General features: G+C 71.9%; 23 protein-coding genes. 18 read left to right on the forward strand and 5 right to left on the reverse strand.

Annotated elements, in window-relative coordinates; translation table 11 throughout:
- Nucleotides 1-49: 49 nt before the first annotated feature.
- Nucleotides 50-373, reverse strand: coding sequence for a DUF427 domain-containing protein (locus IO24_RS0122045; protein WP_031137939.1), 324 nt, complete (start codon nt 371-373; stop codon nt 50-52).
- A gap of 81 nt (nt 374-454) precedes the next feature.
- Between IO24_RS0122045 and IO24_RS0122050 the strand changes: the two genes are divergently transcribed.
- From IO24_RS0122050 to IO24_RS0122075, 6 genes are all read left to right on the forward strand, one after another.
- The gene (locus tag IO24_RS0122050) at nt 455-1,258 is read left to right on the forward strand and encodes a class I SAM-dependent methyltransferase (RefSeq protein ID WP_031137941.1); all 804 of its coding nucleotides are present in this window, start codon (nt 455-457) and stop codon (nt 1,256-1,258) included.
- Complete coding sequence (locus IO24_RS0122055; protein ID WP_031137943.1) at nt 1,255-1,794, forward strand: LOG family protein; 540 nt, start codon at nt 1,255-1,257, stop codon at nt 1,792-1,794. Before IO24_RS0122050 ends, IO24_RS0122055 begins: the two co-directional genes overlap by 4 nt.
- 27 nt (nt 1,795-1,821) lie before the next feature.
- The gene (locus tag IO24_RS0122060) at nt 1,822-2,511 is read left to right on the forward strand and encodes an SDR family oxidoreductase (RefSeq protein WP_199808878.1); all 690 of its coding nucleotides are present in this window, start codon (nt 1,822-1,824) and stop codon (nt 2,509-2,511) included.
- Between the two features lie 30 nt (nt 2,512-2,541).
- Nucleotides 2,542-3,549 carry a methionine synthase gene (locus IO24_RS0122065; RefSeq protein WP_031137947.1) on the forward strand — a complete coding sequence of 336 codons (1,008 nt, stop codon included), beginning with the start codon at nt 2,542-2,544 and terminating at the stop codon, nt 3,547-3,549.
- Nucleotides 3,550-3,564: 15 nt separating this feature from the next.
- Nucleotides 3,565-5,760, forward strand: coding sequence for an NAD-dependent DNA ligase LigA (ligA, locus tag IO24_RS0122070; RefSeq protein ID WP_031137949.1), 2,196 nt, complete (start codon nt 3,565-3,567; stop codon nt 5,758-5,760).
- A gap of 258 nt (nt 5,761-6,018) precedes the next feature.
- The gene (locus tag IO24_RS0122075; protein WP_031137951.1) at nt 6,019-8,265 is read left to right on the forward strand and encodes a putative bifunctional diguanylate cyclase/phosphodiesterase; all 2,247 of its coding nucleotides are present in this window, start codon (nt 6,019-6,021) and stop codon (nt 8,263-8,265) included.
- Between the two features lie 108 nt (nt 8,266-8,373).
- Here IO24_RS0122075 and IO24_RS0122080 read toward each other — a convergent pair whose 3' ends face one another.
- Nucleotides 8,374-8,961, reverse strand: coding sequence for a TetR/AcrR family transcriptional regulator (locus tag IO24_RS0122080; protein ID WP_031137953.1), 588 nt, complete (start codon nt 8,959-8,961; stop codon nt 8,374-8,376).
- Nucleotides 8,962-9,048: 87 nt separating this feature from the next.
- On the opposite strand from IO24_RS0122080, the gene IO24_RS0122085 reads away from it, so the two are divergent.
- From IO24_RS0122085 to gatB, 5 genes are all read left to right on the forward strand, one after another.
- Nucleotides 9,049-9,420 (forward strand): DUF4267 domain-containing protein, encoded by a 372-nt coding sequence (locus IO24_RS0122085; RefSeq protein WP_031137955.1) that lies wholly within the window; start codon nt 9,049-9,051, stop codon nt 9,418-9,420.
- 104 nt (nt 9,421-9,524) lie between these two features.
- Nucleotides 9,525-9,821 (forward strand): Asp-tRNA(Asn)/Glu-tRNA(Gln) amidotransferase subunit GatC, encoded by a 297-nt coding sequence (gatC, locus tag IO24_RS0122090; RefSeq protein WP_018531282.1) that lies wholly within the window; start codon nt 9,525-9,527, stop codon nt 9,819-9,821.
- Nucleotides 9,822-9,826: 5 nt separating this feature from the next.
- Complete coding sequence (gene gatA, locus IO24_RS0122095; protein WP_031137959.1) at nt 9,827-11,329, forward strand: Asp-tRNA(Asn)/Glu-tRNA(Gln) amidotransferase subunit GatA; 1,503 nt, start codon at nt 9,827-9,829, stop codon at nt 11,327-11,329.
- Nucleotides 11,326-11,565, forward strand: coding sequence for a hypothetical protein (locus IO24_RS0122100; RefSeq protein ID WP_031137961.1), 240 nt, complete (start codon nt 11,326-11,328; stop codon nt 11,563-11,565). Before gatA ends, IO24_RS0122100 begins: the two co-directional genes overlap by 4 nt.
- A gap of 16 nt (nt 11,566-11,581) precedes the next feature.
- Nucleotides 11,582-13,096 (forward strand): Asp-tRNA(Asn)/Glu-tRNA(Gln) amidotransferase subunit GatB, encoded by a 1,515-nt coding sequence (gene gatB / locus IO24_RS0122105; protein WP_031137963.1) that lies wholly within the window; start codon nt 11,582-11,584, stop codon nt 13,094-13,096.
- A gap of 57 nt (nt 13,097-13,153) precedes the next feature.
- On the opposite strand, the gene IO24_RS0122110 is transcribed toward gatB, so the two are convergent.
- Nucleotides 13,154-13,963 carry an SAM-dependent methyltransferase gene (locus IO24_RS0122110; protein ID WP_031137965.1) on the reverse strand — a complete coding sequence of 270 codons (810 nt, stop codon included), beginning with the start codon at nt 13,961-13,963 and terminating at the stop codon, nt 13,154-13,156.
- Between the two features lie 192 nt (nt 13,964-14,155).
- On the opposite strand from IO24_RS0122110, the gene IO24_RS0122115 reads away from it, so the two are divergent.
- The 7 genes from IO24_RS0122115 (at nt 14,156) to IO24_RS0122145 (ending at nt 21,818) form a co-directional block, all read left to right on the forward strand.
- Nucleotides 14,156-14,497 (forward strand): hypothetical protein, encoded by a 342-nt coding sequence (locus IO24_RS0122115; protein ID WP_031137967.1) that lies wholly within the window; start codon nt 14,156-14,158, stop codon nt 14,495-14,497.
- Nucleotides 14,498-14,655: 158 nt separating this feature from the next.
- Entirely contained in the window at nt 14,656-16,902 is a 2,247-nt protein-coding gene (locus tag IO24_RS0122120) for an MMPL family transporter (RefSeq protein ID WP_031137969.1), read from the forward strand.
- Nucleotides 16,880-17,452 carry a GNAT family N-acetyltransferase gene (locus IO24_RS0122125; RefSeq protein WP_031137971.1) on the forward strand — a complete coding sequence of 191 codons (573 nt, stop codon included), beginning with the start codon at nt 16,880-16,882 and terminating at the stop codon, nt 17,450-17,452. Before IO24_RS0122120 ends, IO24_RS0122125 begins: the two co-directional genes overlap by 23 nt.
- A 35-nt stretch (nt 17,453-17,487) precedes the next feature.
- Nucleotides 17,488-18,024 (forward strand): hypothetical protein, encoded by a 537-nt coding sequence (locus IO24_RS0122130; protein ID WP_031137973.1) that lies wholly within the window; start codon nt 17,488-17,490, stop codon nt 18,022-18,024.
- Nucleotides 18,025-18,220: 196 nt separating this feature from the next.
- Nucleotides 18,221-18,406, forward strand: a complete 186-nt coding sequence (locus IO24_RS0122135) for a hypothetical protein (protein ID WP_031137976.1) — start codon at nt 18,221-18,223, stop codon at nt 18,404-18,406.
- A gap of 128 nt (nt 18,407-18,534) precedes the next feature.
- Nucleotides 18,535-21,579, forward strand: coding sequence for a helix-turn-helix transcriptional regulator (locus tag IO24_RS0122140; protein WP_037668193.1), 3,045 nt, complete (start codon nt 18,535-18,537; stop codon nt 21,577-21,579).
- Between the two features lie 59 nt (nt 21,580-21,638).
- Nucleotides 21,639-21,818 carry a DUF6191 domain-containing protein gene (locus IO24_RS0122145; protein WP_234335338.1) on the forward strand — a complete coding sequence of 60 codons (180 nt, stop codon included), beginning with the start codon at nt 21,639-21,641 and terminating at the stop codon, nt 21,816-21,818.
- Between the two features lie 15 nt (nt 21,819-21,833).
- Here IO24_RS0122145 and IO24_RS0122150 read toward each other — a convergent pair whose 3' ends face one another.
- Nucleotides 21,834-23,003, reverse strand: a complete 1,170-nt coding sequence (locus tag IO24_RS0122150) for a PQQ-dependent sugar dehydrogenase (protein ID WP_031137982.1) — start codon at nt 23,001-23,003, stop codon at nt 21,834-21,836.
- Nucleotides 23,004-23,130: 127 nt separating this feature from the next.
- Nucleotides 23,131-24,129, reverse strand: coding sequence for an aldo/keto reductase (locus IO24_RS0122155; RefSeq protein ID WP_031137984.1), 999 nt, complete (start codon nt 24,127-24,129; stop codon nt 23,131-23,133).
- Nucleotides 24,130-24,203 lie beyond the last annotated feature (74 nt).

A 24,203-nucleotide genomic window follows, 5' to 3' on the forward strand; every position in this document is an offset into this window, starting at 1 on the left:
TGCCGCACGGCGCGGTGTTCATCCATGAGGCGGGCGGCGCGTCAGCCGATCAGAACACTTCCACTTCGTAGAAGCACAGGTGGTCCTTGATCTCGGCGACGTCCGGCTTGGGGTCCGGATACGCCCAGACGAGGTCCGTCGCGTCCGGCAGGGACCAGTAGGAGGCGGTGCCCTTGAACGGGCAGTACGTCCGGGCGTCGGACGGCGCCAGCAGCTCCATGCGCACGTCCCCGGGCGGGATGTAGTACCGCTCGGGACAGCCCGTCTCGCGCAGGACCAGCGACCGGTCGCTCTCCGCCAGCACCTGCCCGCCGTGCACCACGCGCACGTGCCCGCCGCTCCGCTCGATGGTGATGCGATGCCCTGTGGTCACGATCGCCCCTCCTCGGGTAGCCGACTCCTCGGGTACAGCGCAGGCTGAAGCGGAGTTCTTCCCTTGCCGCAGGAGGCCCCCATGCGCGCCACGGAAACGGCCGGAAACCGCTCCAGCCCGCTGCACCAGCTCCGGTACGCCCTGCGCCATCCGAAGCGGGTGCCCGCGCACGCACGGCGCGTCGTGCGGGACACCTGGCTGCGGCTGCGCCACCCCGACCACATCGCCTACTACCGGGCCGTGATGGCCTCGGACTCGGCCCGCAGCACCGAGGCGGCGGTCGGGCACAACCCCTCGCGCGAGCAGTGGGCGCGGATCGGCCGCATGCAGTTCGACTACCTGCTGGGCCACGGCCTCCGGCCGCACCACCGGATGCTGGAGATCGGCTGCGGCAACCTGCGGGCCGGGCGGCTGTTCATCGACCACCTCGACACCGGGCACTACTACGGCATCGACATCTCGCCGCACATCCTGCTCGCCGCCCAGGACACCCTCGTGGCCGAGAAGCTCCAGCCCAAACTGCCCTACCTGGCCCTCGCCGACGACCTCACGTTCGCCTTCCTGCCGGACGCGCACTTCGACGTCGTGCACGCGCACAGCGTCTTCTCGCACTCGCCGCTGCACGTCATCGAGGAGTGCTTCGCCCACGTCGGCCGGATCCTCGCACCCGGCGGGTTCTTCGACTTCACCTTCGACCGCACCGAGGGCGAGGAGCACCAGGTCCTGCACGAGGACTTCTACTACCGGACGCGGACCCTCACCGACCTCGCCGCGCGGCACGGCCTGGACGCCCGGCTCATGGACGACTGGGAACGCCTCCCGCACCGGCAGTCCAAAATGCGGGTCACCGCCGCGGCGGACCGGGCCCGTACGGTGGGTTCATGAACATCTGTGTCTTCCTGTCCGCCGCCGACCTCGACGAGCGCTACACCCGCCCCGCGCAGGAGTTCGCCAAGCTGCTGGGCAAGGGCGGTCACACGCTCGTGTGGGGCGGCTCCGACGTCGGCCTGATGAAGGTGGTCGCCGACGGGGTGCAGGAGGCGGGCGGCCGGCTGGCCGGCGTCTCCGTGCAGTTCCTCGCGGCCAAGGCCCGCCCGGGCGTCGACGAGATGGTCATCGCGAAGGACCTCGCCGAGCGCAAGAAGCTGCTCCTGGAGAGGGCGGACGCCGTGGTGATCATGGTCGGCGGCACGGGCACGCTCGACGAGGCGACCGAGATCCTGGAGCTGAAGAAGCACGGGCACACCGACAAGCCGGTGGTCCTGCTCAACACCGCGGGTTTCTACGACGGCCTGAAGGAGCAGTTCCGCCGCATGGACGCCGAGGGCTTCCTGCCCCGGCCCCTCACCGACCTGGTGTTCTTCGCCGAGGAGCCGGTGGGGGCGATGGCGTACCTGGAGGAGAGCCGGGGCATCGAGTGACCCGGCTCTGATGCGAGCATGGCGGGCATGGCTACTCATGTGATCACCGGAGCCGGCTCCGGCATCGGCGCGGCCGTGGCCCGCCGCCTGCACGCGCGCGGGGACGACCTCGTGCTGCACGCGCGCGACGCGGGCCGCGCCAAGGAGCTGGCGGCCGAGTTCCCCGGGGCGCAGACCCTGGTCGGCGACCTCGCCGACCCCGACAAGCTGTCCTGGGCCTTCTCCCACCAGTCGTTGCCCGACCGCGTCGACTCGCTGCTGCACATCGCCGGCGTCGTCGACCTCGGGCCGGTCGGCGAACTCACCCCGAAGACCTGGCGTCACCAGCTCAACGTCAACCTGATCGCCCCCGCCGAGCTGACCCGTCACTTCCTGCCCCAACTGCGGGCCGCCCGCGGCCACGTGCTCTTCGTCAACTCCGGCGCCGGCCTCAACGCCCACGCCGGCTGGTCCGCGTACGCCGCCTCCAAGCACGGACTGAAGGCCCTCGCCGACTCGCTGCGCCACGAGGAGCACGCGGGCGGAGTCCGCGTCACCTCGGTCTACCCCGGCCGCACGGCCAGCCCCATGCAGGCCAAGGTCCACCAACAGGAGGGCAAGGAGTACGACGCCTCGCAGTGGATCGACCCGGAGTCGGTCGCCACGACGATCCTCATGGCCCTGGACCTGCCGAGGGACGCGGAGGTCAACGACCTGACGGTGCGCCCGGGAGGCTGACCCGGTCACGGCGCTGCGTAGGCTTCTCCGGTGAGCGAAAACAGCCAGTTCAGGTTCGGCGCCGCCACCGGCGTGGGCTCCATGCCGGGCGGCGACGCCCGTGAGGCCGCCAAAACCGTCACCGGCACCTTCGAGGACTTCCCCTTCCTGCCCGAACTGCCCGCCCGGGGGCCGGGCGCGGACATGATCGGGCGGACCGCCGGCCTCCTCGTCGAGCTGTACGCGCGCGTGGAGCCCAGCGGATGGCGGCTGGGGGACCGGCCGGGGCGCGACACCAAGCGGGCCCGCTCCTGGCTCGGCGAGGACCTCGACGCCCTGGAGGAGTGCACGCAGGAGTACCAGGGGCCGCTGAAGGTCCAGGCCGTCGGCCCCTGGACCCTCGCCGCCAACCTGGAGATGAGGAACGGCGAGGCCGCCCTCTCCGATGCCGGGGCCGGCCGTGACCTCGCCGCCTCCCTCGCCGAGGGACTGCGTCTGCATCTCGCCGAGGTGCGGCGGCGGATCCCCGGCGCCCAGGTCGTCCTCCAGCTCGACGAGCCGTCTCTCACCGCCGTCCTGCGGGGCCAGGTGAAGAGCGCCAGCGGCTACCGCACCCACCGGGCCGTCGACCGGCAGCTCGTCGAGCAGACGCTGCGCGACCTCGTCGGGGTGAACGCCGGGGGCCCCGTCGTCGTGCACTCCTGCGCCCCCGACGTCCCGTTCGCCCTGCTCCGCCGGGCCGGCGCGGCCGCGGTCTCCTTCGACTTCTCGCTGCTCACCGAGCGTGACGACGAGGTGATCGGGGAGGCCGTGGAAGGCGGCACCCGGCTCTTCACCGGTGTCGTCCCGTCCGCGGAGGGCCCATTGTCAGACCCTGCCGGTAGCGTCATGGGTGTCAGGACGCTGTGGCGCAGGCTGGGGCTGTCACCGGGGCTTCTCGCGGAGGCGGTCACGGTCACTCCGGCGTGCGGACTCGCGGGGGCCTCCCCGGGGTACGCGCGCACGGCTCTCGCCCACTGCGCCCGGGCGGCGAGATCCCTCGCGGACAACCCAGAGTAACGGGAGGACGACACGGTGGCCGGCGACAAGCAAGCGGAGACGACGACGGTGCCCGCAGAGGCACGGGAGAAGCACGCGCGCCTCGCGGAGCAGATCGAGGAGCACCGCTTCCGCTACTACGTGAACGACGCTCCCGTCGTCAGCGACGCGGAGTTCGACCAGCTGCTGCGTTCCCTGGAGGCGTTGGAGGAGGAGTACCCGGAGCTGCGCACGCCGGACTCGCCGACCCAGAAGGTCTCCGGGTCCTACGAGACGGAGTTCACGGCGGTCGCGCACCGCCAGCGGATGCTCTCCCTCGACAACACGTTCAACGACGAGGAGATGGCCGCCTGGACGGAGCGCATCGCCAGGGAACTGGGCGAGCAGGAGTACCACTTCCTGTGCGAGCTCAAGGTCGACGGCCTCGCGGTGAACCTCACCTACGAGCACGGCCGCCTCACCCGCGCGGCCACCCGCGGCGACGGCCGCACCGGCGAGGACATCACACCGAACGTGCGGACGATCGCGGAGATCCCCGACCGTCTCAAGGGCGACGACGTCCCCGACCTCGTGGAGATCCGCGGCGAGGTCTACTTCCCGATGGAGAAGTTCCAGGAGCTCAACGCCCGCCTCGTCGAGGCCGGTGACAAGCCGTTCGCCAACCCGCGCAACGCGGCGGCCGGTTCACTGCGCCAGAAGGACCCACGCGTCACGGCCACCCGCCCCCTGCACATGGTGGTCCACGGCATCGGCGCCCTGGAGGGCTTCACCGGCCTGACCCGGCTCTCCCAGGCCTACGACCTCCTCAAGACCTGGGGCCTGCCCACCTCCCGGCACAACAACGTCGTCGACGGCCTGGAAGGCGTACGGGAGTTCATCGCCTACTTCGGCGAGAACCGCCACTCCGTGGAGCACGAGATCGACGGCGTCGTCGTCAAGCTCGACCAGATCCCCCTCCAGGGCCGCCTCGGCTCCACCTCGCGCGCCCCGCGCTGGGCGATCGCGTACAAGTACGCGCCGGAGGAGGTCAACACCAAGCTCGTCAACATCCGCGTGGGTGTGGGCCGCACGGGCCGCGTCACCCCGTACGCCCAGGTCGAACCGGTCACGGTCGCGGGCTCCGAGGTCGAGTTCGCGACACTCCACAACCAGGACGTGGTCAAGGCCAAGGGCGTCCTCATCGGGGACACGGTCGTGCTGCGCAAGGCCGGTGACGTCATCCCGGAGATCCTCGGCCCCGTCGCCGACCTGCGCGACGGCAGCGAGCGCGAGTTCGTCATGCCGGCCGAGTGCCCCGAGTGCGGCACGGCGCTGCGGCCGATGAAGGAGGGCGACGTCGACCTGCGCTGCCCGAACGCCCGCACCTGCCCGGCCCAGTTGCGCGAGCGGCTGTTCTACCTCGCGGGCCGCAAGGCCCTGGACATCGAGCACTTCGGCTACGTCGCCGCGGCCGCCCTCACCGCCCCGCTGGAGCCGAAGACGCCGCCGCTGGTCGACGAGGGCGACCTGTTCGACCTCACCATCGAGCAGCTGCTGCCCATCAAGGCCTACGTCCTCGACCCGGACAGCGGGCTGCCCAAGCGCGACCCGAAGACGGGCGAGGAGAAGGTCGCCACGATCTTCGCCAACCAGGAGGGCAACCCCCGCAAGAACGCGGTCGCCATGCTGGAGAACATCGCGGCGGCCAAGGAGCGCCCCCTCGCCCGCGTCATCACCAGCCTGTCGATCCGTCACGTCGGACCCGTCGCGGCCGAGGCGCTGGCCCGCGAGTTCCGCTCGATCGAGCGCATCGACCAGGCCTCGGAGGAGGAGCTGGCGGTCACCGAGGGCGTCGGGCCGACCATCGCCGCCTCCCTCAAGCAGTGGTTCGCCGAGGACTGGCACCGCGACATCATCCGCAAGTGGAAGGCCGCCGGCGTCCGCATGGAGGCCGAGAGCACCGGCGAGGATGAGGGACCGCGCCCCCTCGAAGGCCTCACCGTCGTCGTCACCGGCACCCTCGAGCACTTCACGCGGGACGGCGCCAAGGAGGCGCTGCAGAGCCGCGGAGCGAAGGTGACCGGTTCGGTGTCGAAGAAGACCTCGTTCGTCGTGGTGGGGGACAGCCCCGGGTCGAAGTACGACAAGGCGATGCAGCTGAAGGTTCCGGTCCTGAACGAGGAGGGTTTCGGGGTCCTGCTCGAGCAGGGACCGGACGCGGCGGCCGAAGTCGCCCTTTCGGCCGAGGAGTAGCGGTTGAAGGCCACCCGTTCGGCGCATACCAGATGCATACGGGTGGCCGGGGCGCATTCGGGCAACCGTCGGCGACCGCCGCCCGTGGAAGCCTTCTGCGGCCTACTGTTGAGATGTGCGCCTGCCGTGCCCAGCTGCGGTCGGGGCATCTTCGTGCTCGTACAGAGCGCGGGGAAGGGTTTTCGGGCGCGGGCCGTTGAGGGTTGTCGGGCACCGGGCCGCGGGGCGTGGGCACCGCCGGCTGTGAGAGGGACGGGAATGGAACCGACCGAGAGCGCCGTGCCGGGCTCACGGCTGCGCCTGCGCCGCTTGGCGGTCGCATGGCGTGCAGTCCGTGGGGCCGGGCGGCCGACGGGACGTCCGGTTACGGAGGTGCGCGCCGTCGGACAGTACACCCCGGAAGCGCGTGGCGGCGGGGGGCGCGCCGCGGACGGCTCCGGCGCACAGCAGATCACCGAACACCCCGAACAGCACCATTCCTGGCCCGCGCTGCCCGCGGCCGTCGTCGCGGCGGCCGGGTTCGTCCTGGGCGCCGGCTTCTACCGTGCCTTCACCGGCGGCCACGCGCTCTTCCCGTCGGGCACGGCCGGCTGGGCGCTGGCGGTGCTCACCGGCATCATCGTCGGCCACCTCGTCATGCTGGGCCGCTCCCGCTGGTGGGGCGGCACCGGCTCGGGCGCCGCCCTCACCCTCGCCGTGCTGCTGCTCTACGGATGGGTTCCGGCCGGCATGGTCAGCCTCACGGTCGTCGTGCTGGTCGGCGTGGCCCGCCGCAACCGCTGGCGCCAGGGCGTGCTGCACGGCGCGGTCGACCTCCTGGGCATCGGCGCCGGCGCGCTCGTGCTGGGCGTCTTCGGAACCGTGCCGTCCGTCGAGTCCCCGGCGGAGCCCGCCGCCTGGACGCTCGCCACGGCACCCGAGGTGGCCCTGGTCGCCGTCGCCTACCTGACGGTCACCCGCGTCCTGCTCTGGTACCTGCACGCCCCGCGCCCCGGACTGCCGACCGTCGCCCGCACCGCCCTGGTCAGACAGGGCCTGGTCGCCGTCGCGCTGCTGGGCATCGCGCCGCTGGTCTGCGTGGTCGCCGTGGCCAAGCCGATCCTGCTGCCGCTGTTCGCCATCCCGCTGATCGCGCTGGACTCCACCCTGTGGATAGCCAGGGCCCGCGCGGAGGAGCAGCTGCGCGACCCGCTGACCGGGCTGCCCAACCGCCAGTGGCTGCTGGAGCGCATCTGGACCGCGCTGGACGACGCGGAGCGGATCGACGCCCGCGCCGCGCTGATGCTGATCGACCTCGACCGGTTCCGGTCGGTCAACGACACGCTGGGTCATCTCGCCGGTGACCGGCTGCTGCTGCAGATCGCCGACCGGCTGCGGGTGGCGCTGCCGCGCGGGGCGGAGGCCGCCCGGCTCGGCGGGGACGAGTTCGCCGTCTTACTGCCGGTCGCCGACTCCACGACCTCCGCGACCCGGATCGCCCGCAACCTCGTCGCCGCCCTCAGCTCCCCCCTCGACCTCGACGGCCTCACCCTCGTCCTGGAGGCCAGCGCCGGAGTCGCCGTCTTCCCCGACCACGCCCTGGACGCCGAAGGGCTGCTGCGGCGGGCGGATGTGGCGATGTACCAGGCGAAGCGGGACCGCACCGGCGTCGAGGTCTACGAGTCCAAGCGCGACTCCAACACCCCCGACCGCCTCGGCCTGCTGGGCGATCTGCGCCGCGCCCTCGACGCGCACGAGGTGCATCTGCACTACCAGCCCAAGGTCCGTTTCGACGGGCAGGTCGCGGGCCTGGAGGCCCTGGTCCGCTGGGTGCACCCGGAGCGGGGCAAGGTGCCGCCGGACGAGTTCATAGCGATCGCCGAGTCCTCGGGCCTGATGCCGCATCTCACCGAGTACGTGCTGGAGACCGCGCTCGGCCAGGTCGCGCTCTGGCGAAGCCAGGGCCTGTTCGTCCCGGTCGCGGTGAACGTCTCCCCGCGCGACGTGCACACCCCCGGCTTCGCCGGCTCCGTCGCCGCCCGGCTGGCCCGGCACGGCGTGCCGGCGGGAGCGCTCCAACTGGAGATCACCGAGCACGTCCTCCTGGAGGACCCGCAGCGCGCCGCCGACACCCTCAACCAACTGACCGCGCACGGCGTGAAGATGTCCCTGGACGACTTCGGCACGGGCTACTCCTCGCTCGTGCACCTGCGCAGGCTCCCGGTCAGCGAGCTGAAGATCGACCGTTCGTTCGTGGCCCGGCTCGCGGTGGACACGGAAGACGCCGAGATCGTGCGCTGCACGGTCGACCTCGCCCACTCACTCGGCCTGCTCGTCGTCGCCGAGGGTGTCGAGGACGACGAGACCTGGGAACGCCTGCGCGATCTCGGCTGCGACGCCGTCCAGGGCTGGCTGGTCGCCGCCGCGATGCCCCCGGAGGAGACCACGGCGTGGCTGCGGGCGCGGGGACCCCGGGGGTGGCAGCGACCGCGCGCCGCGCTGCCCGCGGCGACGGCCGACGAGTAGGCCTCTCCCGCCGGGCCTTTCCACCCGCCCGGCTCCGCGGTTCGGGCACAGGGCGCGGCAGCGGTTCGTGCCACGCGGTAGGGCGCTGCTTCTCTCTCGGACGAGCGCTCAGCCCGTTCCCTCCGGCACGAAGTGGCCGATCAGCAGGGCCAGTCGTCGCTCGTGTGCCTCCTCGGGCAGCCGGCCACTGCGCATCAGGGTCACCAGTCCGTGCAACCCGGCCCAGTACGTCTCCGTCAGCAACCCCGTGTCCTCGCCCTCGGCCGCGACCGGCTGGACGGCCTGCAGCAGTTCACCGAAGGCGTCCTGGAGGGCCGCTGGCGCCTCGGGGGTGGCGAACGGCAGGTCCACGGCGAGCGTGAACATCGCGTCGTAGAGCGCGGGCCGCCGCCGGGCGAAGGCGGTGTACGCCCGGCCCACCGCCGTCAGTGCCTCGCGGGCGCTGCCGGCAGCCGCGCGCGCCGCCCGCAGCTCGTCGGCCAGGTCCGCGCAGCCCTGTACCGCCACCGCCGCCATGATCGCGCCCTTGCCCTTGAAGTGGCTGTAGAGGACCGGCTGGCTGTACTCGATCTCGCCGGCGAGCCGGCGCGTGGTCACCGCGTCCCAGCCTTCCGCCTCCGCCAGTTCCCGTGCGGCCGTCACGATCAGCCGCTCGCGTTCGGCTCGTTCGCGCTCCCGGCGCGTCTGGATCGTCATACGAGGAATTCTAGCACTGCTAGCGTTCCTGTCGTTGCTCTGCTAGCTTCGCTCTCATCCCTAGCGCTGCTAGCAAGGAGAAGAGACGTGACCGTCGCCGCGTACACCCTGGCTGTCGTGCTCAACCTGTTCTGCCTGTTCCTCGGCTACCGGTTCCTGTTCCAGCCGGCCCCTTCCGCTGCCGGTTACGGCGTCCCGGCCGACCCCGGCGGCGACGCCGGCGCCTACCTGACGATCAAGGGCCTGCGGGACGGAACCTTCGGGCTGGTCGGTCTGGCACTGCTCGCCTTCGCGGGGGCCCGGGCCGAGGCCTGGTTCATGCTCGGCGTGACACTCGTGCCGCTCGGCGACACGCTGATCGTGCTGCGTCACGGCGGTGCGAGGGCGGTGGCCTTCGGGATCCACTTCGCCACCGCGGTCGTCGTCCTGATCACTGCCGGACTGCTCTTCGCGGTCTGAGCGCGCCCCGTGAGCCTCAGGGGCGGCAAACCGTTTCACGGGCACGCCCTCCCGCCCCATAGGATTAGGCCAAACCACATTCACTCACCCCAGAGGATCGCTGCATGCCTGGCATCACGCGCGAGGAGGTCGCCCACCTCGCCCGGCTGGCGCGTCTGGAGCTGAAGCCCGAAGAGCTCGACCACTTCGCGGGACAGCTGGACGACATCATCGGCGCGGTCGCCCGCGTCAGCGAGGTCGCCGACCAAGACGTACCGCCGACCTCGCACCCGCTCCCGCTGACGAACGTCATGCGGGCGGACGAGGTCCGTCCGTCGCTCACCCCCGAGCAGGCGCTCTCCGGCGCCCCGGCCCAGGAGCAGCAGCGTTTCAAGGTGCCGCAGATCCTGGGGGAGGACTAACCGCCATGACGGACAACGTCACCATCATCAAGCTCACGGCCGCCGAGACCGCCGCGAAGATCGCCTCCGGCGAACTCACGGCCGTCGAGGTCACCGAGGCCCACCTCGCCCGCATCGAGGCCGTCGACGAGAAGGTGCACGCCTTCCTGCACGTCGACCGCGAGGGCGCCCTCGCCCAGGCCCGCGCCGTGGACGACAAGCGCGCCAAGGGCGAGAAGCTCGGGCCGCTGGCCGGTGTGCCCCTCGCGCTGAAGGACATCTTCACCACCGAGGGCATCCCGACCACGGTCGGCTCGAAGATCCTCGAGGGCTGGATCCCGCCCTACGACGCGACCGTCACCCAGCGTCTGAAGGCCGCCGACGTCGTCATCCTCGGCAAGACCAACATGGACGAGTTCGCCATGGGGTCCTCCACCGAGAACAGCGCCTACGGCCCGACCGGCAACCCCTGGGACCTGACCAAGATCCCCGGCGGTTCCGGTGGCGGCTCGTCCGCCGCGCTGGCCTCCTTCCAGGCCCCGCTCGCCATCGGCACGGACACCGGCGGCTCCATCCGCCAGCCCGCCGCCGTCACCGGCACGGTCGGTGTGAAGCCGACGTACGGCGCGGTGTCGCGCTACGGCATGGTCGCCTTCTCGTCCTCCCTCGACCAGGGCGGGCCCTGCGCCCGCACGGTCCTGGACGCGGCCCTGCTGCACGAGGTCATCGCCGGGCACGACCCGCTCGACTCCACGTCCATCGACGCCCCGGTCCCGTCGGTCGTCGAGGCCGCCCGCAACGGCTCGGTCGAGGGCATGCGCGTCGGCGTCGTCAAGCAGTTCCGCGGCGAGGGCTACCAGGCCGGCGTCATCCAGCGGTTCGACGAGTCCGTCGTGCTGCTCAAGGAGCTGGGCGCCGAGATCGTCGAGCTGGACTGCCCGTCCTTCGACCTGGCGCTGTCGGCGTACTACCTGATCGCGCCGTCCGAGTGCTCCTCCAACCTCGCCCGCTTCGACGGCCTGCGCTACGGCCTGCGGACCGGCGACGACGGCACGCACTCCGCAGAGGAGGTCACCTCCCTCACCCGCGAGGCCGGATTCGGCCCCGAGGTCAAGCGCCGCATCATGCTCGGCACGTACGCCCTGTCGAGCGGCTACTACGACGCCTACTACGGCAGCGCCCAGAAGGTCCGCACGCTCATCAAGCAGGACTTCGACAAGGCGTTCGAGCAGGTCGACGTGATCGTCTCCCCGACCACCCCGACCACCGCCTTCGCGATCGGCGAGCGGGCCGACGACCCCATGGCGATGTACCTCGCCGACCTGTGCACCATCCCGACCAACCTGGCGGGCAACGCGGCCATGTCGCTGCCGTGCGGCCTCGCCCCGGAGGACAACCTCCCGGTCGGCCTGCAGATCATCGCCCCCGTCATGAAGGACGACCGCCTGTACAAGGTGGGTGCCGCCGTCGAGGCCGCCTTCGTGGAAAAGTGGGGCCACCCGCTGATCGAGGAGGCTCCGTCACTGTGAGCGCACTGTCCAAGGCCAAGGGCTTCAAGAGCTCCAAGTCCGGTCTCTACGTGTCGATGGCCACGTCGGCGTTCGGCGCCGTCGGTGTCTACAAGCAGATCAAGAAGGCCCGCGGGGACAGCGACACGCTGCGGCTGCTCGACGCCGTCGTGACCGGAGCCGCGGTCGTCACCAACCTGGCCATTCTCTACCGCGAGCTGAAGCGGCTGGGCGACGACGACGTCCTGCTGGGCTGAGAGGGAAGTACTCACCGTGACCACCACGACCGACCTGGTGTCGTACGAGGACGCACTCGCGTCGTACGACCCCGTCATGGGCCTCGAAGTCCATGTCGAACTCGGCACCAAGACCAAGATGTTCTGCGGCTGCTCGACCGCTCTCGGCCAGGACGCCAACACGCAGACCTGCCCGGTCTGCCTCGGCATGCCCGGCGCGCTCCCGGTCGTCAACGCGACCGGCGTCGAGTCCGCCATCAAGATCGGCCTCGCACTGAACTGCGAGATCGCCGAATGGTGCCGCTTCGCCCGGAAGAACTACTTCTATCCGGACATGCCGAAGAACTTCCAGACCTCCCAGTACGACGAGCCGATCGCCTTCAACGGCTACCTCGACGTGCAGCTGGAGGACGGCGAGACCTTCCGCGTGCAGATCGAGCGCGCCCACATGGAGGAGGACACCGGCAAGTCGACGCACGTCGGTGGCGCGACGGGCCGTATCCACGGCGCCTCGCACTCGCTGCTGGACTACAACCGCGCCGGCATCCCGCTCATCGAGATCGTCACCAAGCCGATCGAGGGCGCGGGCGAACGTGCCCCCGAGGTCGCGCGGGCCTACGTCCGTGAGCTGCGCGAGCTCATCAAGGCGCTCGGCGTCTCCGAGGCCCGGATGGAGATGGGCCAGATGCGCTGCGACGTGAACCTGTCGCTGCGCCCGCACGGCACCGAGAAGTTCGGCACCCGCTCCGAGACGAAGAACGTCAACTCGCTCAGGTCCGTGGAGCGCGCGGCCCGCTTCGAGATCCAGCGGCACGCGGCCGTGCTGTCGTCCGGCGGCACGATCATCCAGGAGACCCGGCACTTCCACGAGGACACCGGGTCGACGACCTCGGGCCGGGTGAAGGAGGAGGCCGAGGACTACCGGTACTTCCCGGAGCCCGACCTCGTCCCGGTGGCCCCGTCCCGTGAGTGGGTCGAGGAGCTCCGGGCCGGGCTGCCCGAGCTGCCGCTGGTCCGCCGCAGCCGGCTCCGTGAGGAGTGGGGCATCACGGCCACCGACATGCAGGCGATCCTCAACGCCGGTGCGCTGGAGCCCATCGTCGCCACGATCGAGTCCGGGGCCGACGCCGCCTCCGCCCGCAAGTGGTGGATGGGCGAGCTGGCCCGCAGCGCCAACGAGTCGGGCAAGTCGCTCGACGAGCTCGCGATCACGCCGGCGCAGGTCGCCCGCGTCACCGAGCTCGTCGCGAAGGGCGACCTGAACGACAAGCTGGCCCGGCAGGTCATCGAGGGCGTCCTCGCGGGCGAGGGCACCCCGGACGAGGTCGTCGACAAGCGCGGTCTGAAGGTCGTCTCCGACGAGGGCGCCCTCACCACCGCCGTCGAGGAGGCCATCGCCGGCAACCCGGGCGTCGCGGACAAGATCCGCGGCGGCAAGGTGGCCGCGGCCGGTGCGCTGGTCGGCGCGGTCATGAAGGCCACCCGCGGCCAGGCCGACGCGGCCCGCGTCAAGGAGCTCATCCTGGAGAAGCTGGGCGTCAGCGAGGGCTGACCCCGGCGGACCCGACGAGGGGGGATGCACCGGACCCGGTGCATCCCCCCTCGGCGCTTACACGCGGCGGCCGACGACCCGGGCGAAGCCCAGGACATGCTCCACGTCGGCGTGCATCAGCTCGACCGACCAGCGGGCCATGTCGGCCATGAACTCGCTCGTGCTCTCCTCGGCGCAGACCTCGCTCCACAGCAGCCAGTCGCGCCAGCCGTCGTCGAGCCAGTCGGCCGTCTCGACCTCGACGGCCCCGCTGCGGGCCCACAGCCGCCGCCACCAGGCGGGGGAGTGGAAGGCCCAGAAGCCGGGATCCTTCTCCCAGTACTCCTTCAGGTGCGCCGGCGGCTCGTCGCCCTCCGGCTCCTCCCGCAGCGCCGGCATCACGACACCGATCCGCCCGCCCGGCTTCAGCAGCCGGGTCAGAGTGGGCAGGTACAGGTCGTTGGTGCCGAAGTACTGGTAGGCGTCGACCGAGACGATCGCGTCGAAGGTGCCCTCGCCGAAGGGCAGGTCATGGGCCTCGGCGAACACGGGCAGGACCCGGTCGGCGACACCCGCCTCGGCGATACGCCCGGCGTTGTCGTCGGGCTTGATCCACAGGTCGGCGGCGACGACCTGAACGTCGTACTCCTTGGCGAGGAAGATCGACGTCATGGCACGTCCGCAGCCCAGGTCGAGCACCCGGGAGCCGGGGCTCAGGGTGTCGAGCCCCAGGGCGGGGGCCAGCCACTCCAGCAGCCACAGCGCGTGCGGGCCCATCTGGTTGTCGATGGTCCAGCGGGCGTCGTAGCCGTTGCTGCGGGGGTAGCCGGGGTGGCTCACACGGTCAGTGAGGGGGTCGTCCGAGGTCCGGGAAGTGATGTCCGACATCGGTGAACGGGCTCCTTGAGTCCTTGAGGAAGAACGGGGATGCGTAGGAGCTCGGTCGGACCGTCAAACAATGCACCTGCTTCGGCCGGGCGGCGGGAGGCCGCGGGCGGTTCCTCGGACCGACGGACGCTAACAGCCGGCCCGGCGGCCCCGCACCCGGTTTTCCCCGCCCGGCGCGCTACCGTCTCGGCCATGAGTGGACGTCCTGATTCCGACACCGATCCAGAGACAGCGGACTCGGAGGCGGCCGCCGACCAGGACGAGACCGAGGACCCGGCGGACGACGAGGAAGACGCGCGCCGGGCCCGCTGGACGGCGGCGGGCACCGGCGCCGCACTGACCTTGGCCGGTCTCGCCGCGGCGCTGCTCCGCCTCACCCGCTCCGCACCGGCCCTCGTCCCGGCCGCGTACGCCGGCGGGGCCGCCGTATGCGCTGCCGCAGCCGTGCTGGGTTCCCGCGGGCGCACCCGGCGGGCGCTGTGGCTGCTGGTCGCGGGCGTGATGGTGATGGCGCTGGGGGACCAGTTCGACTGATTCCGGCCGCTGTGAATAAGCCCACGAAACAGACAAATGATCTCGTGTGTTTGTAAGAGTGGCAGCGCATTACTCATGCGTTCTTTGCTGGCTGTTCAGTTCATGTACGACTGTTCCCGGTCAAAGATCCACACAAGGCAACTCCGGGAGCACGATTCGTGGCAGCCCTCGCACGCTGGTGTGTCCAGCGCCGTCTGCTCAGCCTCCTGCTGTGGCTCCTCGCCTTCGCGGGGATCGCCGCGGGCGCCGCCGTCGCCGGCACCACGTACTCGAACGACTACCAGGTCCCCGGCACCGAGTCGGGCCGCGCCACCGAGCTGCTGCACGAGGGCTTCCCGCAGCTCGGCGGGGACAGCGACACCGTCGTCTGGCACACCGCGTCCGGCAGCGTCCGCGCCGCCGACGTCGAGCAGACGATGACCCGCACCCTGGACCGGATCGAGAACCTCCCCGGCGTGGCCTCGGTCACCGGCCCCTACGACGGGCCGGGCACGGGCCGCATCAGCGAGGACGGCCGCACGGCGTACGCCTCCGTCACCTTCGACGACCAGGCCGAGGACATCGCCGAGGGCGAGGCGCAGGCTCTCGTCGACACCGCGAAGAGCGCCGAGACCGACGGGCTCCGGGTGGAGCTGGGCGGCAGCGCCGTCGAGCTCACCGAGTCCTCCGGCGGGCACCTCGCCGAGATCGTCGGCGTGGTCGTCGCCGCGGTGGTGCTGTTCCTCGCCTTCGGCTCGCTCGCCGCCTCCCTGCTGCCCATCGCCACCGCCCTGGTCGGCGTCGGCACCGCCTATGCCGGGATCGTGCTGCTCGGGCACGCCATGACCGTCGCCGACTTCGCGCCGATGCTGGGTCTGCTGATCGGGCTCGGCGTCGGCATCGACTACGCGCTGTTCATCGTCACCCGGCACCGGCGCGGCCTGAAACGCGGGCTGTCCGTCGCCGAGGCCGCCACGAACGCCGTCGCGACCACGGGACGGGCGGTCGTCTTCGCGGGTGCCACCGTGTGCATCGCCCTGCTCGGCATGCTGATCCTGCAGCTGAGCTTCCTCAACGGCGTCGCCATAGCGGCCAGCCTCACCGTCATCCTCACGGTCGCCGCCTCCGTGACCCTGCTGCCCGCCCTGCTGTCCTTCATCGGCATGCGCGCGCTCAGCCGCCGTGAGCGCCGCCGCCTCGCCGAGCACGGGCCGGAACCCGAGCTGCCCACCGGCTTCGCGGCCCGCTGGTCGGCGTTCGTGGAGCGCCACCCCAAGGTGCTCGGCGCGGTCGCCCTGGTCGTCATGGCCGTCCTCGCGCTGCCCACCTTCTCCCTCCACCTGGGCACCTCCGACCAGGGCAACGACCCGAAGACGGCCACCACCCGCCAGGCCTACGACCTGCTCGCCGACGGCTTCGGGCCGGGCGTGAACGGCCCGCTCACCCTCGTCACCGAGGTCGACGGCGCCGACGACAAGCTCGCCCTGGACAACCTCGACGGCACCCTCCGCGCCACCGACGGCGTCGCCTCGGTGACCCCGGTGACGTTCGACCCCGGCGGCCACACCGCGTACCTCACCGTCGTCCCTGAGTCCTCCCCGCAGTCGAAGGACACCAGCGACCTCGTCGACCGGCTGCGCGACGAGGTGCTGCCGCGCGCCGAGTCGGGCACCTCGCTCGATGTCCAGGTGGGCGGCATGACGGCCGGCTACGACGACTTCGCCGACGTCATCGTCTCCAAGCTGCCGGTGTTCGTCGGGGTCGTCATCGGCCTGGGCTGCCTGCTGCTCCTGCTGGCCTTCCGGTCCATCGGCATACCACTGAAGGCCGCCGCGATGAACGTCGCCGCCGTGGCCTCCGCCTTCGGGGTGGTGGTCGCGATCTTCCAGTGGGGCTGGGGCAGCGAACTGCTCGGCCTCGGCAGCGCGGGGCCCATCGAGCCCTTCCTGCCCGTGATCATGGTGTCGGTGCTCTTCGGCCTCTCCATGGACTACCAGGTCTTCCTGGTCAGCCGGATGTACGAGGAGTGGCTGGAGACCGGCGACAACCGCCGGGCCGTGCGCGTCGGCCTTGCCGAGACCAGCCGGGTGATCAACTCGGCCGCGGTCATCATGATCTCCGTCTTCCTGGCCTTCGTCCTCAGCGGCGACCGGGTGATCGCCATGTTCGGCATCGCCCTGGCCGCCGCCGTCGCCCTGGACGCCTTCGTCCTGCGCACGCTGCTCGTCCCGGCCCTGATGCACCTGCTCGGCGGCGCCAACTGGTGGCTGCCCCGCTGGCTGGACAAGCGCATGCCGCGCATCAGCATCGAGCCGCCCGAGAGCCGCGCCGCCCATGAGAGGCTGGCCGCCGCGACGGACGCCGAGGTGGCGGACGTCCTGGCGGAGGAGGAACGGCAGCGGGATGTACGCGATATCCCTGGGTGACGACGCCGAACTGAGGCCCCTGGAACCCTGGCACGCCGGGGAGTTCCTGGCGCACCTGGAGCGGGGGCGGGAGTTCATCGGCCAGTACATCCCGTTCGGGACGACCGAGACGGACCTGCTCTCGGCCCGGGCGAAGCTCCAGCTCTACGCCGATATGCGCGCCGCCGACACGGGGTCCCTGCACGGCCTGTGGCTGGAGGGGACGCTGGTGGGCGGGGTGCTGTTCCTGAACTTCGACGCGGCGAGCGGAAACTGCGAGCTCGGCTGCTGGCTGGAGCCCGCCGGGACCGGGCGCGGACTGGTCACTCGGGCGATGCGGGTCCTCATCGACTGGGCCGTCGAGCAGCGCGGCATCCACCGCGTCGAATGGGTCGCCGCCTCCGGCAACCTGCCGAGCCTGAACGTGGCGCGGCGACTCGCTATGACCCGTGACGGTGTGCGACGCCAGGCCCACCCCTATGGTGGCGTACGGCACGATCTCGAAGTCTGGTCGGTGCTGGCACCCGAGTGGCGCGCGGCACGCGCGCGTGCCGCTCACGACGATCATTAAGAGACTTCTCAGACAGCGACCCTACGGTGCGAAACATGGCAACGAACGCAGTGGACGAGACCGAGGCCACCAAGGCCACGACTGACGAGAAGGCGGTGGACACCACCGAGTCCGACGAGGCGCCCCAGACCGAGGTCCCGGCCGCGGCCGACGACGTGAAGACCAAGGACGAGAGCCCCTCCGGTGTCGGCCAGGGCGCCGCAGCCGTGGTCTCCGCCGCACTGGGCGTCGTCTCGCTCACCGGCAGCTGGACCGGCACCGTGGCCTCCGCGCGGCAGAACCTCATCGGTCAGCTGGAGACCGCGCAGAACGCGGGCGTGGCCCAGCAGATCCAGGCGGTCTACGGCGACGCCTGGCAGACCACCGCCCTGTGGGGCGGCCTGTTCGCGCTGATCGCGCTGGTCGTCGGCGTCGTGACGCTCGCCCGGCCCGCGTTCGGCCCGCCCGGCAGGATCCAGGCCCCCTGGATCAAGTCCGTCGCCTGGGCGGGAGTCGCGCTCGGCGTCATCGGCCTGTTCCTGGCCGTCCTCAAGTACACCGACGTCCTGCTCGGACTGCCGTCCGCGAGCTGAGAGCGCTCAGCCCTGAGGGGTCTCAGGCGGTTCCGTAAGCACCTTACGGAACCCCTGAGGCCCCTCAGCCGCGTCTAAGGCCCCTCCCGCCGCCGAAGATGCGGAACTCTCCCGATGTGGCGGCCCCACCTGGGGGACGAGAGTGAAGTCATCACGGAGAAACACTCCGTGACCGGCTACTTCTCAAGGACACTCCATGTACGAGTTCGAGTTCCAGCAGCTGCGCACCTCCGACCTCATCCGCCGCGCCGACCACGAGCGCCTGGTCCGCGAGGCCGCCCGGGCCCGCCGCGCGGCCCGCCACGAAGCGAACGGAGACTCCGCCGAGCACGAAAGCCATAGCCGCCGCTTCCGCCGGCTCCGGTCCGCCCGGACCGCGTGAACAGCGGGGCGGGACCGGTCGCGGGCGTGGCCGTCCAAGGAGCAGCGGTCGTCGTTCGCACGGGAACGGCGGCCGCTGCTCCGGCTGTTCGACGGAAAACCGGTGCCGCGTTGTCGGACCGGCATGCGATGCTCGGGCCCGTGGAGACCCGGTCCGTCAGCCCCGTGTTCGTCGGCCGTGCCGAGGAACTGGGCACGTTGCACGACGCGCTCGCCCGCGCCCGCGAGGGCGAGCCGCAGGCGCTGCTCATCGGCGGGGAGGCCGGAGTCGGCAAGACCCGCCTGGTGGAGGAGTTCGCCGCCGCCGCCCGCCGCCGCGGGGCGGTGGTCGCACTCGGCGGCTGCGTGGAGATCGGCGCCGACGGGCTGCCCTTCGCCCCCTTCTCCACCGCACTGCGCGCACTGCGCCGCGAACTCCCCGGTGAGCTGACCGCCGCGGCCGCCGGCCAGGAGGAGGAACTGGCGCGGCTGCTGCCCGAGCTGGGCGAGTCGAGGGCCGGGCGGCACGACGAGGACGGCATGGCCCGCCTCTTCGAGCTCACCGCACGCCTGCTGGAGCGGGTCGCCGCCGAGCACACCGTCGTGCTCGCCCTGGAGGATCTGCACTGGGCCGACGCCTCCACCCGCCATCTGCTCTCCTACCTCTTCCGCACCCTGCGCACCGGTCGCCTCGTCGTCCTCGCCACCTACCGCTCCGACGACATCCACCGCCGCCACCCGCTCAGGCCCCTGCTCGCCGAACTCGACCGGCTCCGCACGATCCGCCGCCTCGAACTCGCCCGCTTCAGCCGCGACGAGGTGGGCCGCCAGGTCGCCGGGATCCTCGCCCAGGAACCCGAGCCGGACCGGGTCGACGCGATCTTCGAACGCTCCGACGGCAACGCCTTCTTCGTCGAGGAACTCGCCGTCGCCGCCCACGGGGGCTGCCGGACGGGCCTGACCGACTCCCTGCGCGACCTGCTGCTCGTCCGCGTGGAAGGGCTGCCGGAAGCCGCCCAGCAGGTCGCCCGGATCGTCGCCGAGGGCGGCTCCACCGTCGAGTACCGGCTGCTGTCCGCCGTCGCCCGGCTCGCCGAGGACGATCTCATCGAGGCACTGCGGTCCGCCGTGAACGCCAGCATCCTCGCCCCCGCGCCCGGCGGCGACGGCTACCGCTTCCGCCACTCCCTGGTCCGCGAGGCCGTCAGCGACGACCTTCTCCCCGGCGAACGCTCCCGCCTCAACCGCCGCTACGCCGAAGCCCTGGAGACCGACCCGGCCCTCGTCCCCGCCGACCAGCGGGCGACGCGACTGGCCAGCTACTGGTACCACGCCCACGACGCCGCCAAGGCCCTGCCCGCCGTCCTCGAAGCCTCCGTCGAGGCCCGCCGGCGCCACGCCTACTCCGAGCAACTCCGGCTTCTGGAACGGGCGATGGAGCTGTGGGATGCCGCCCCCGACGCCGTCCGCCGGACCCTGCGCCCCGTCGACCACGCCGAGGTCTACCCGCCCTGCGGCTGCGACCCCGCCTCCACCCCGCTGCGCTACCTGGACCTGCTGGCCGAGGCGGCCGTCGCCGGACGGCTCTGCGGGGAGCGCGAACGAGCCCTGAAGATCACCAAGCGGGCGCTGCGCCTGCTGGACGACGAGGACGACCCCCTGCGCACCGCCTGGTTCTGGATCCAGCGCTCCCGGCTGGTGCAGCGGCTCGCCCGGGGCGACGGCTGGAAGGAGATCGCCACCGCGCAGGACCTGGTCCGCGGCCTGCCGCCGTCCGAGGTGCACGCCGAGGTGCTGGCCACGGCCGCGCACTGGTCGATGCTCCGCGAGCCCGGCCCGGAGGCCCTGACGGCGGCCGAGCGGGCCGTCGAGTACGCGCGCATGGTGGGCGCGGACGAGATCGAGTCCAATGCCCGGCTCACCCTCGGCGGGCTCATGGTCGAGGCCGGGCAGATCGAAGCCGGGCTCGCCCACATGTACGACGTCAGGGACCAGGTGGTGGCCCAGGGACTCGCGGTCGTCGTGGGCCGCAGCCATGTGAACCTGCCCTCCACCCTGGAAGGCATCGGGCGCTCCGAGGAGTCCGTGGAGATCCTGCGTGAGGGGCTGCGGCTCACCTCCAGGATGGGACTGACCGAGTCCGAGGGCTGGGCTTGGGGGAACCTCGCCGAGTCGCTCATCTCCCTGGGGCGCTGGGACGAGGCCGCCGAGGCGGCCGTCAGCGCCCAGCGGCAAGGGCACACGGCCGCGCCCTACGGGGCCGGCGCCAACAGCCTGGCGTTCCTCGCACTCGCCCGCGGCCAGGTGCCTGAGGCTGCCCGCCATCTCGCCGAGGCCCGCGCCTCCTACGGCCCGCACGACCCCATGCCGCAGCACGACCTGCCGATCTCCTGCCTCACCGTCGCCGTCGCCGCCGCCGAGGGCCGCCTGACCGACGCCCGCGCCGAACTGGCCCGCGCCCTGGAGGCCGGCTTCCCGCTCGGCACCCAGCGCTACGCCTGGCCGCTGCTGCTCCAGGCGGCCACCGCCGAGGCCGACGCCCGGGCCCTGCCCGCCGCCCGCGACGGGCGCGAGCAGGTCCTGGACGGCATCTTCGGCACCGTCAAGCGCCTCACCACCCATGCCCCCGTCTGGTTCGCCCACGAACAGTGGGTCCGCGCCGAACTGCACCGCGCCGAGGGCCGGAGCACCCCGGACACCTGGTCGGAGGTGGTGGCCGCCTTCGAGTCCCTGGCCCGGCCCTACGACCTCGCCCGCGTCCGGTACCGCCTGGCCGAGTCCCTGCTGACGCGCGGCGGCGAGGACGAGCGCGAGCGCGCCACGGAACTGCTCCGCCTCTCCCACACCGTCGCCCGTCACCTCGGCGCCCGGCCACTCGCCGAAGCGGCCACCGTGCTCGGCCGGCGCGCCCGCCTCCCGCTCACGCCCCCCGCGGAGCCCCGCCCCGGGCCGGCCGACCCCGCCGAGGCCCTCGGCCTCACCAGCCGGGAACGGGACGTGCTGCGCCTGGTCGCCGCGGGCCACACCAACCGCCGCATCGCACAGGAGCTGTTCATCTCGCCGAAGACCGCGAGCGTGCACGTCTCCAACATCCTGGGCAAGCTCGGTGTCTCCGGGCGGGGCGAGGCCGCGGCGGTGGCGCACCGGCTGGGCCTGTTCCCGGCCGAAATGCTCATGCCGGGTCCGGCGGGCTGAGGCATACGCTGAAAAGGACGTCGCGGATCCCGCGGCCCAGGGAGGCACCGTTGTTCAACGTGTTCGAGGAACTGTTCTCGCCCGGGCGCAAGCACACCCGCGACGAGCAGAACCGCCTGGAACTGACCCGTGAGGACGTCGGGGACGGCGACCCCGGACGCGGGCCGATAGACCTGGCGTCCGGGAAGGTCGTCGTACGCCCGTCCGGCGAGGAGCCCGAGCACCAGCCCCCGGCATGATCCGAACGGCAGCTCCTAGCTCACCCGCAGCTCCAGGATCCGGTCGTCCCCGTCCTTCGCGCTGCCCCGGCCGTCGGTGTTGCTGGTCACCAGCCACAGCCGGTCGCCGCCCGCCGGCACCACCGTGCGCAGCCGGCCGTACTCGCCCTCCAGGAAGGCCTGCGGCTCGGCCGAGGCTTCGGTGCCGTTCAGCGGGATGCGCCACAGCCGCTTGCCGCGCAGGCCCGCCATCCAGATCGACCCCTCGGCATAGGCGATGCCGCTGGGGGAGGCCTCGGCCGTGCTCCACTGGTCGATCGGGTTGTGGAACTCCGAGTCGTCGGACTTGCCCTCGGCCTCCGGCCAGCCGTAGTTGTCGCCCGGCTTGATCGCGTTGAGCTCGTCCCAGGTGTCCTGCCCGAACTCCGCGGCGAACAGCCGCTGCTTTCCGTCCCAGGCGAGGCCCTGCACATTGCGGTGGCCGTAGGAGTACACCGGCGAGTCCGGGAACGGGTTGCCCGGCGCCGGCTCGCCCTCCGGGGTCAGGCGCAGGATCTTGCCCCCCAGGGAGTTCCTGTCCTGGGACAGGCCGGTGTCGCCGCTCTCGCCCGTGCCCACGTACAGCATCTTGTCGGGGCCGAATTCGATGCGGCCGCCGTTGTGGATGAAGCCCTTGGGGATGCCCTTGAAGACCGTGTCGGGCGCGCCGAGCTGCTCGCCGGAGGGCTTCTGCCCGTCGTAGATCATGCGGACGACGCGGTTGTCGGAGGCCGAGGTGAAGTAGGCGTAGACCATGTGGTCCGAGGCGTAGTCGGGGGACAGGGCGATACCGAGGAGGCCGCCCTCGCCGGCCGCCGAGACCCCCGGCACCTCGCCCATCTCGGTTTTCCTGCCCGTCTTCTCGTCGACCCGCAGGATCGTCCCGTCGTCCCGGGAGGCGACGAGCAGGCCGCCGCCCGGCAGCGGAGCGAGACCCCAGGGGGACTCCAGGTCCTCGGCGACGGTGCGCACCACCTTCACCGAGCCCCGGGCGGGAGGTGTCTCCTCGGCGGCCTGCCGCGGCGGTGCGGACGACCCCGGTGCCGTACGGCCCGGGGAGGCGCTCTCGTCCTTGCCGGACGATCCTCCGCCGTCGGAGGAACAACCGGCCGTCAGCAGGAGCGCGGCGGCCAGCACGGTCGGGACGGCTCGACGTGGCACGATCATGGTCCCTTCGACGGGGCAGGTCCTCTCCCTGTCATACACCGCTCGCGGCTCCCAGGTTCCCGATCACGGAACGCCGAACCGGGAACAGGGGGTTTGCCCGAAACGCACCGGGGGGTGGGGCCGGGGCTCAGTCCCACGAGCCCTGGGCCGGCGGCAGCTTCGCTATCTCCCTGAGATCGTCGAGGGTCAGGCGCAGTGCCGCCGCGGCCGTGTTCTCCGTGACCCAGCGCTCCTGCTTCGTACCCGGGACCGGGACCACGTGCGGGCCCTGGGCCAGCACCCACGCGAGGGCGACCTGGGCGGGCGTGACGTCCGTGCCGTGCCGGCGGGCCACGCGGCGCAGTCCCGCGACGACCGGCTGGTTCGCGGCCATCATCTCGGCGGTGAAGCGGGGGTGCCGGGCGCGCGGGTCGTCCGCCTCGAAGCCCGCGCCGGGCCGCAGCCGGCCGGTCAGGTAACCGTTGCCCAGCGGCATCGCGGCGAGGAAACCCACACCCCGCGTCCGGCACCACGGCAGCAAAGTCTCCAGCGCCTCCGGCGACCACACCGACAGCTCCGCCTGCACCGCGCTCACCGGGAAGACCTGCTGCACCCGCTCCAGCTGGCGGATCGTCCCGTCGTGCAGCCGGGACCCGGACCGGCGGCCGGCCCGCGCCCCCACCGCGCACAGGCCCAGCGCCCGTACCTTCCCGGCCTGGACGAGCTCCGCCATCGCGCCCCAGGTCTCCTCCACCGGCACCTCGGGGTCGGCCCGGTGCAGCTGGTAGAGGTCGATGACGTCCGTCTGGAGCCGCCGCAGCGACGCGTCGCAGGCCCGCTTCACATACCCGGGGCGGCCGTTGGCGACGATGTGCTGGTCGCCCACGAGCAGCCCGACCTTCGTCGACACGAACGCGTCGGACCGTCGCTCCTTCAACGCCCGCCCCACCAGCAGCTCGTTGGTGAAGGGGCCGTACATGTCGGCCGTGTCCAGCAGGGACGCGCCCAGGTCGAGCGCCCGGTGCACCGCCCTGAGCGACTCGTCGCCGCGCCGCCTCGACGCGCTGTAGGCCCAGCTCATCGGCATGCACCCGAGTCCGACGGCCCCCACCGCGAGCGCCGCCGCGCCGATCGTCCTGCGCTCCACCTGGTCGTGACCCTCCCTGTTCGAGCCACCCCAACCTAACCTCTGCCGTCGCACGCTCCTGACATAGCCTCCAG

Source organism: Streptomyces flavovariabilis, from assembly GCF_000725785.1.
Lineage (GTDB): Bacteria > Actinomycetota > Actinomycetes > Streptomycetales > Streptomycetaceae > Streptomyces > Streptomyces hawaiiensis.

Bases quoted from the DNA above. Each gene is read 5' to 3' on its own strand.
- IO24_RS0122075 (WP_031137951.1), top strand. From the start codon at position 6,019: ATGGAACCGACCGAGAGCGCCGTGCCGGGCTCACGGCTGCGCCTGCGC.
- IO24_RS0122060 (WP_199808878.1), top strand. From the start codon at position 1,822: ATGGCTACTCATGTGATCACCGGAGCCGGCTCCGGCATCGGCGCGGCC.
- IO24_RS0122130 (WP_031137973.1), top strand. From the start codon at position 17,488: ATGGCAACGAACGCAGTGGACGAGACCGAGGCCACCAAGGCCACGACT.
- IO24_RS0122140 (WP_037668193.1), top strand. From the start codon at position 18,535: ATGCTCGGGCCCGTGGAGACCCGGTCCGTCAGCCCCGTGTTCGTCGGC.
- IO24_RS0122055 (WP_031137943.1), top strand. From the start codon at position 1,255: ATGAACATCTGTGTCTTCCTGTCCGCCGCCGACCTCGACGAGCGCTAC.
- IO24_RS0122135 (WP_031137976.1), top strand. From the start codon at position 18,221: ATGTACGAGTTCGAGTTCCAGCAGCTGCGCACCTCCGACCTCATCCGC.
- IO24_RS0122110 (WP_031137965.1), bottom strand. From the start codon at position 13,963: ATGTCGGACATCACTTCCCGGACCTCGGACGACCCCCTCACTGACCGT.
- gatA (WP_031137959.1), top strand. From the start codon at position 9,827: ATGACGGACAACGTCACCATCATCAAGCTCACGGCCGCCGAGACCGCC.
- IO24_RS0122115 (WP_031137967.1), top strand. From the start codon at position 14,156: ATGAGTGGACGTCCTGATTCCGACACCGATCCAGAGACAGCGGACTCG.
- gatC (WP_018531282.1), top strand. From the start codon at position 9,525: ATGCCTGGCATCACGCGCGAGGAGGTCGCCCACCTCGCCCGGCTGGCG.
- IO24_RS0122125 (WP_031137971.1), top strand. From the start codon at position 16,880: ATGTACGCGATATCCCTGGGTGACGACGCCGAACTGAGGCCCCTGGAA.
- IO24_RS0122150 (WP_031137982.1), bottom strand. From the start codon at position 23,003: ATGATCGTGCCACGTCGAGCCGTCCCGACCGTGCTGGCCGCCGCGCTC.
- IO24_RS0122080 (WP_031137953.1), bottom strand. From the start codon at position 8,961: ATGACGATCCAGACGCGCCGGGAGCGCGAACGAGCCGAACGCGAGCGG.
- IO24_RS0122050 (WP_031137941.1), top strand. From the start codon at position 455: ATGCGCGCCACGGAAACGGCCGGAAACCGCTCCAGCCCGCTGCACCAG.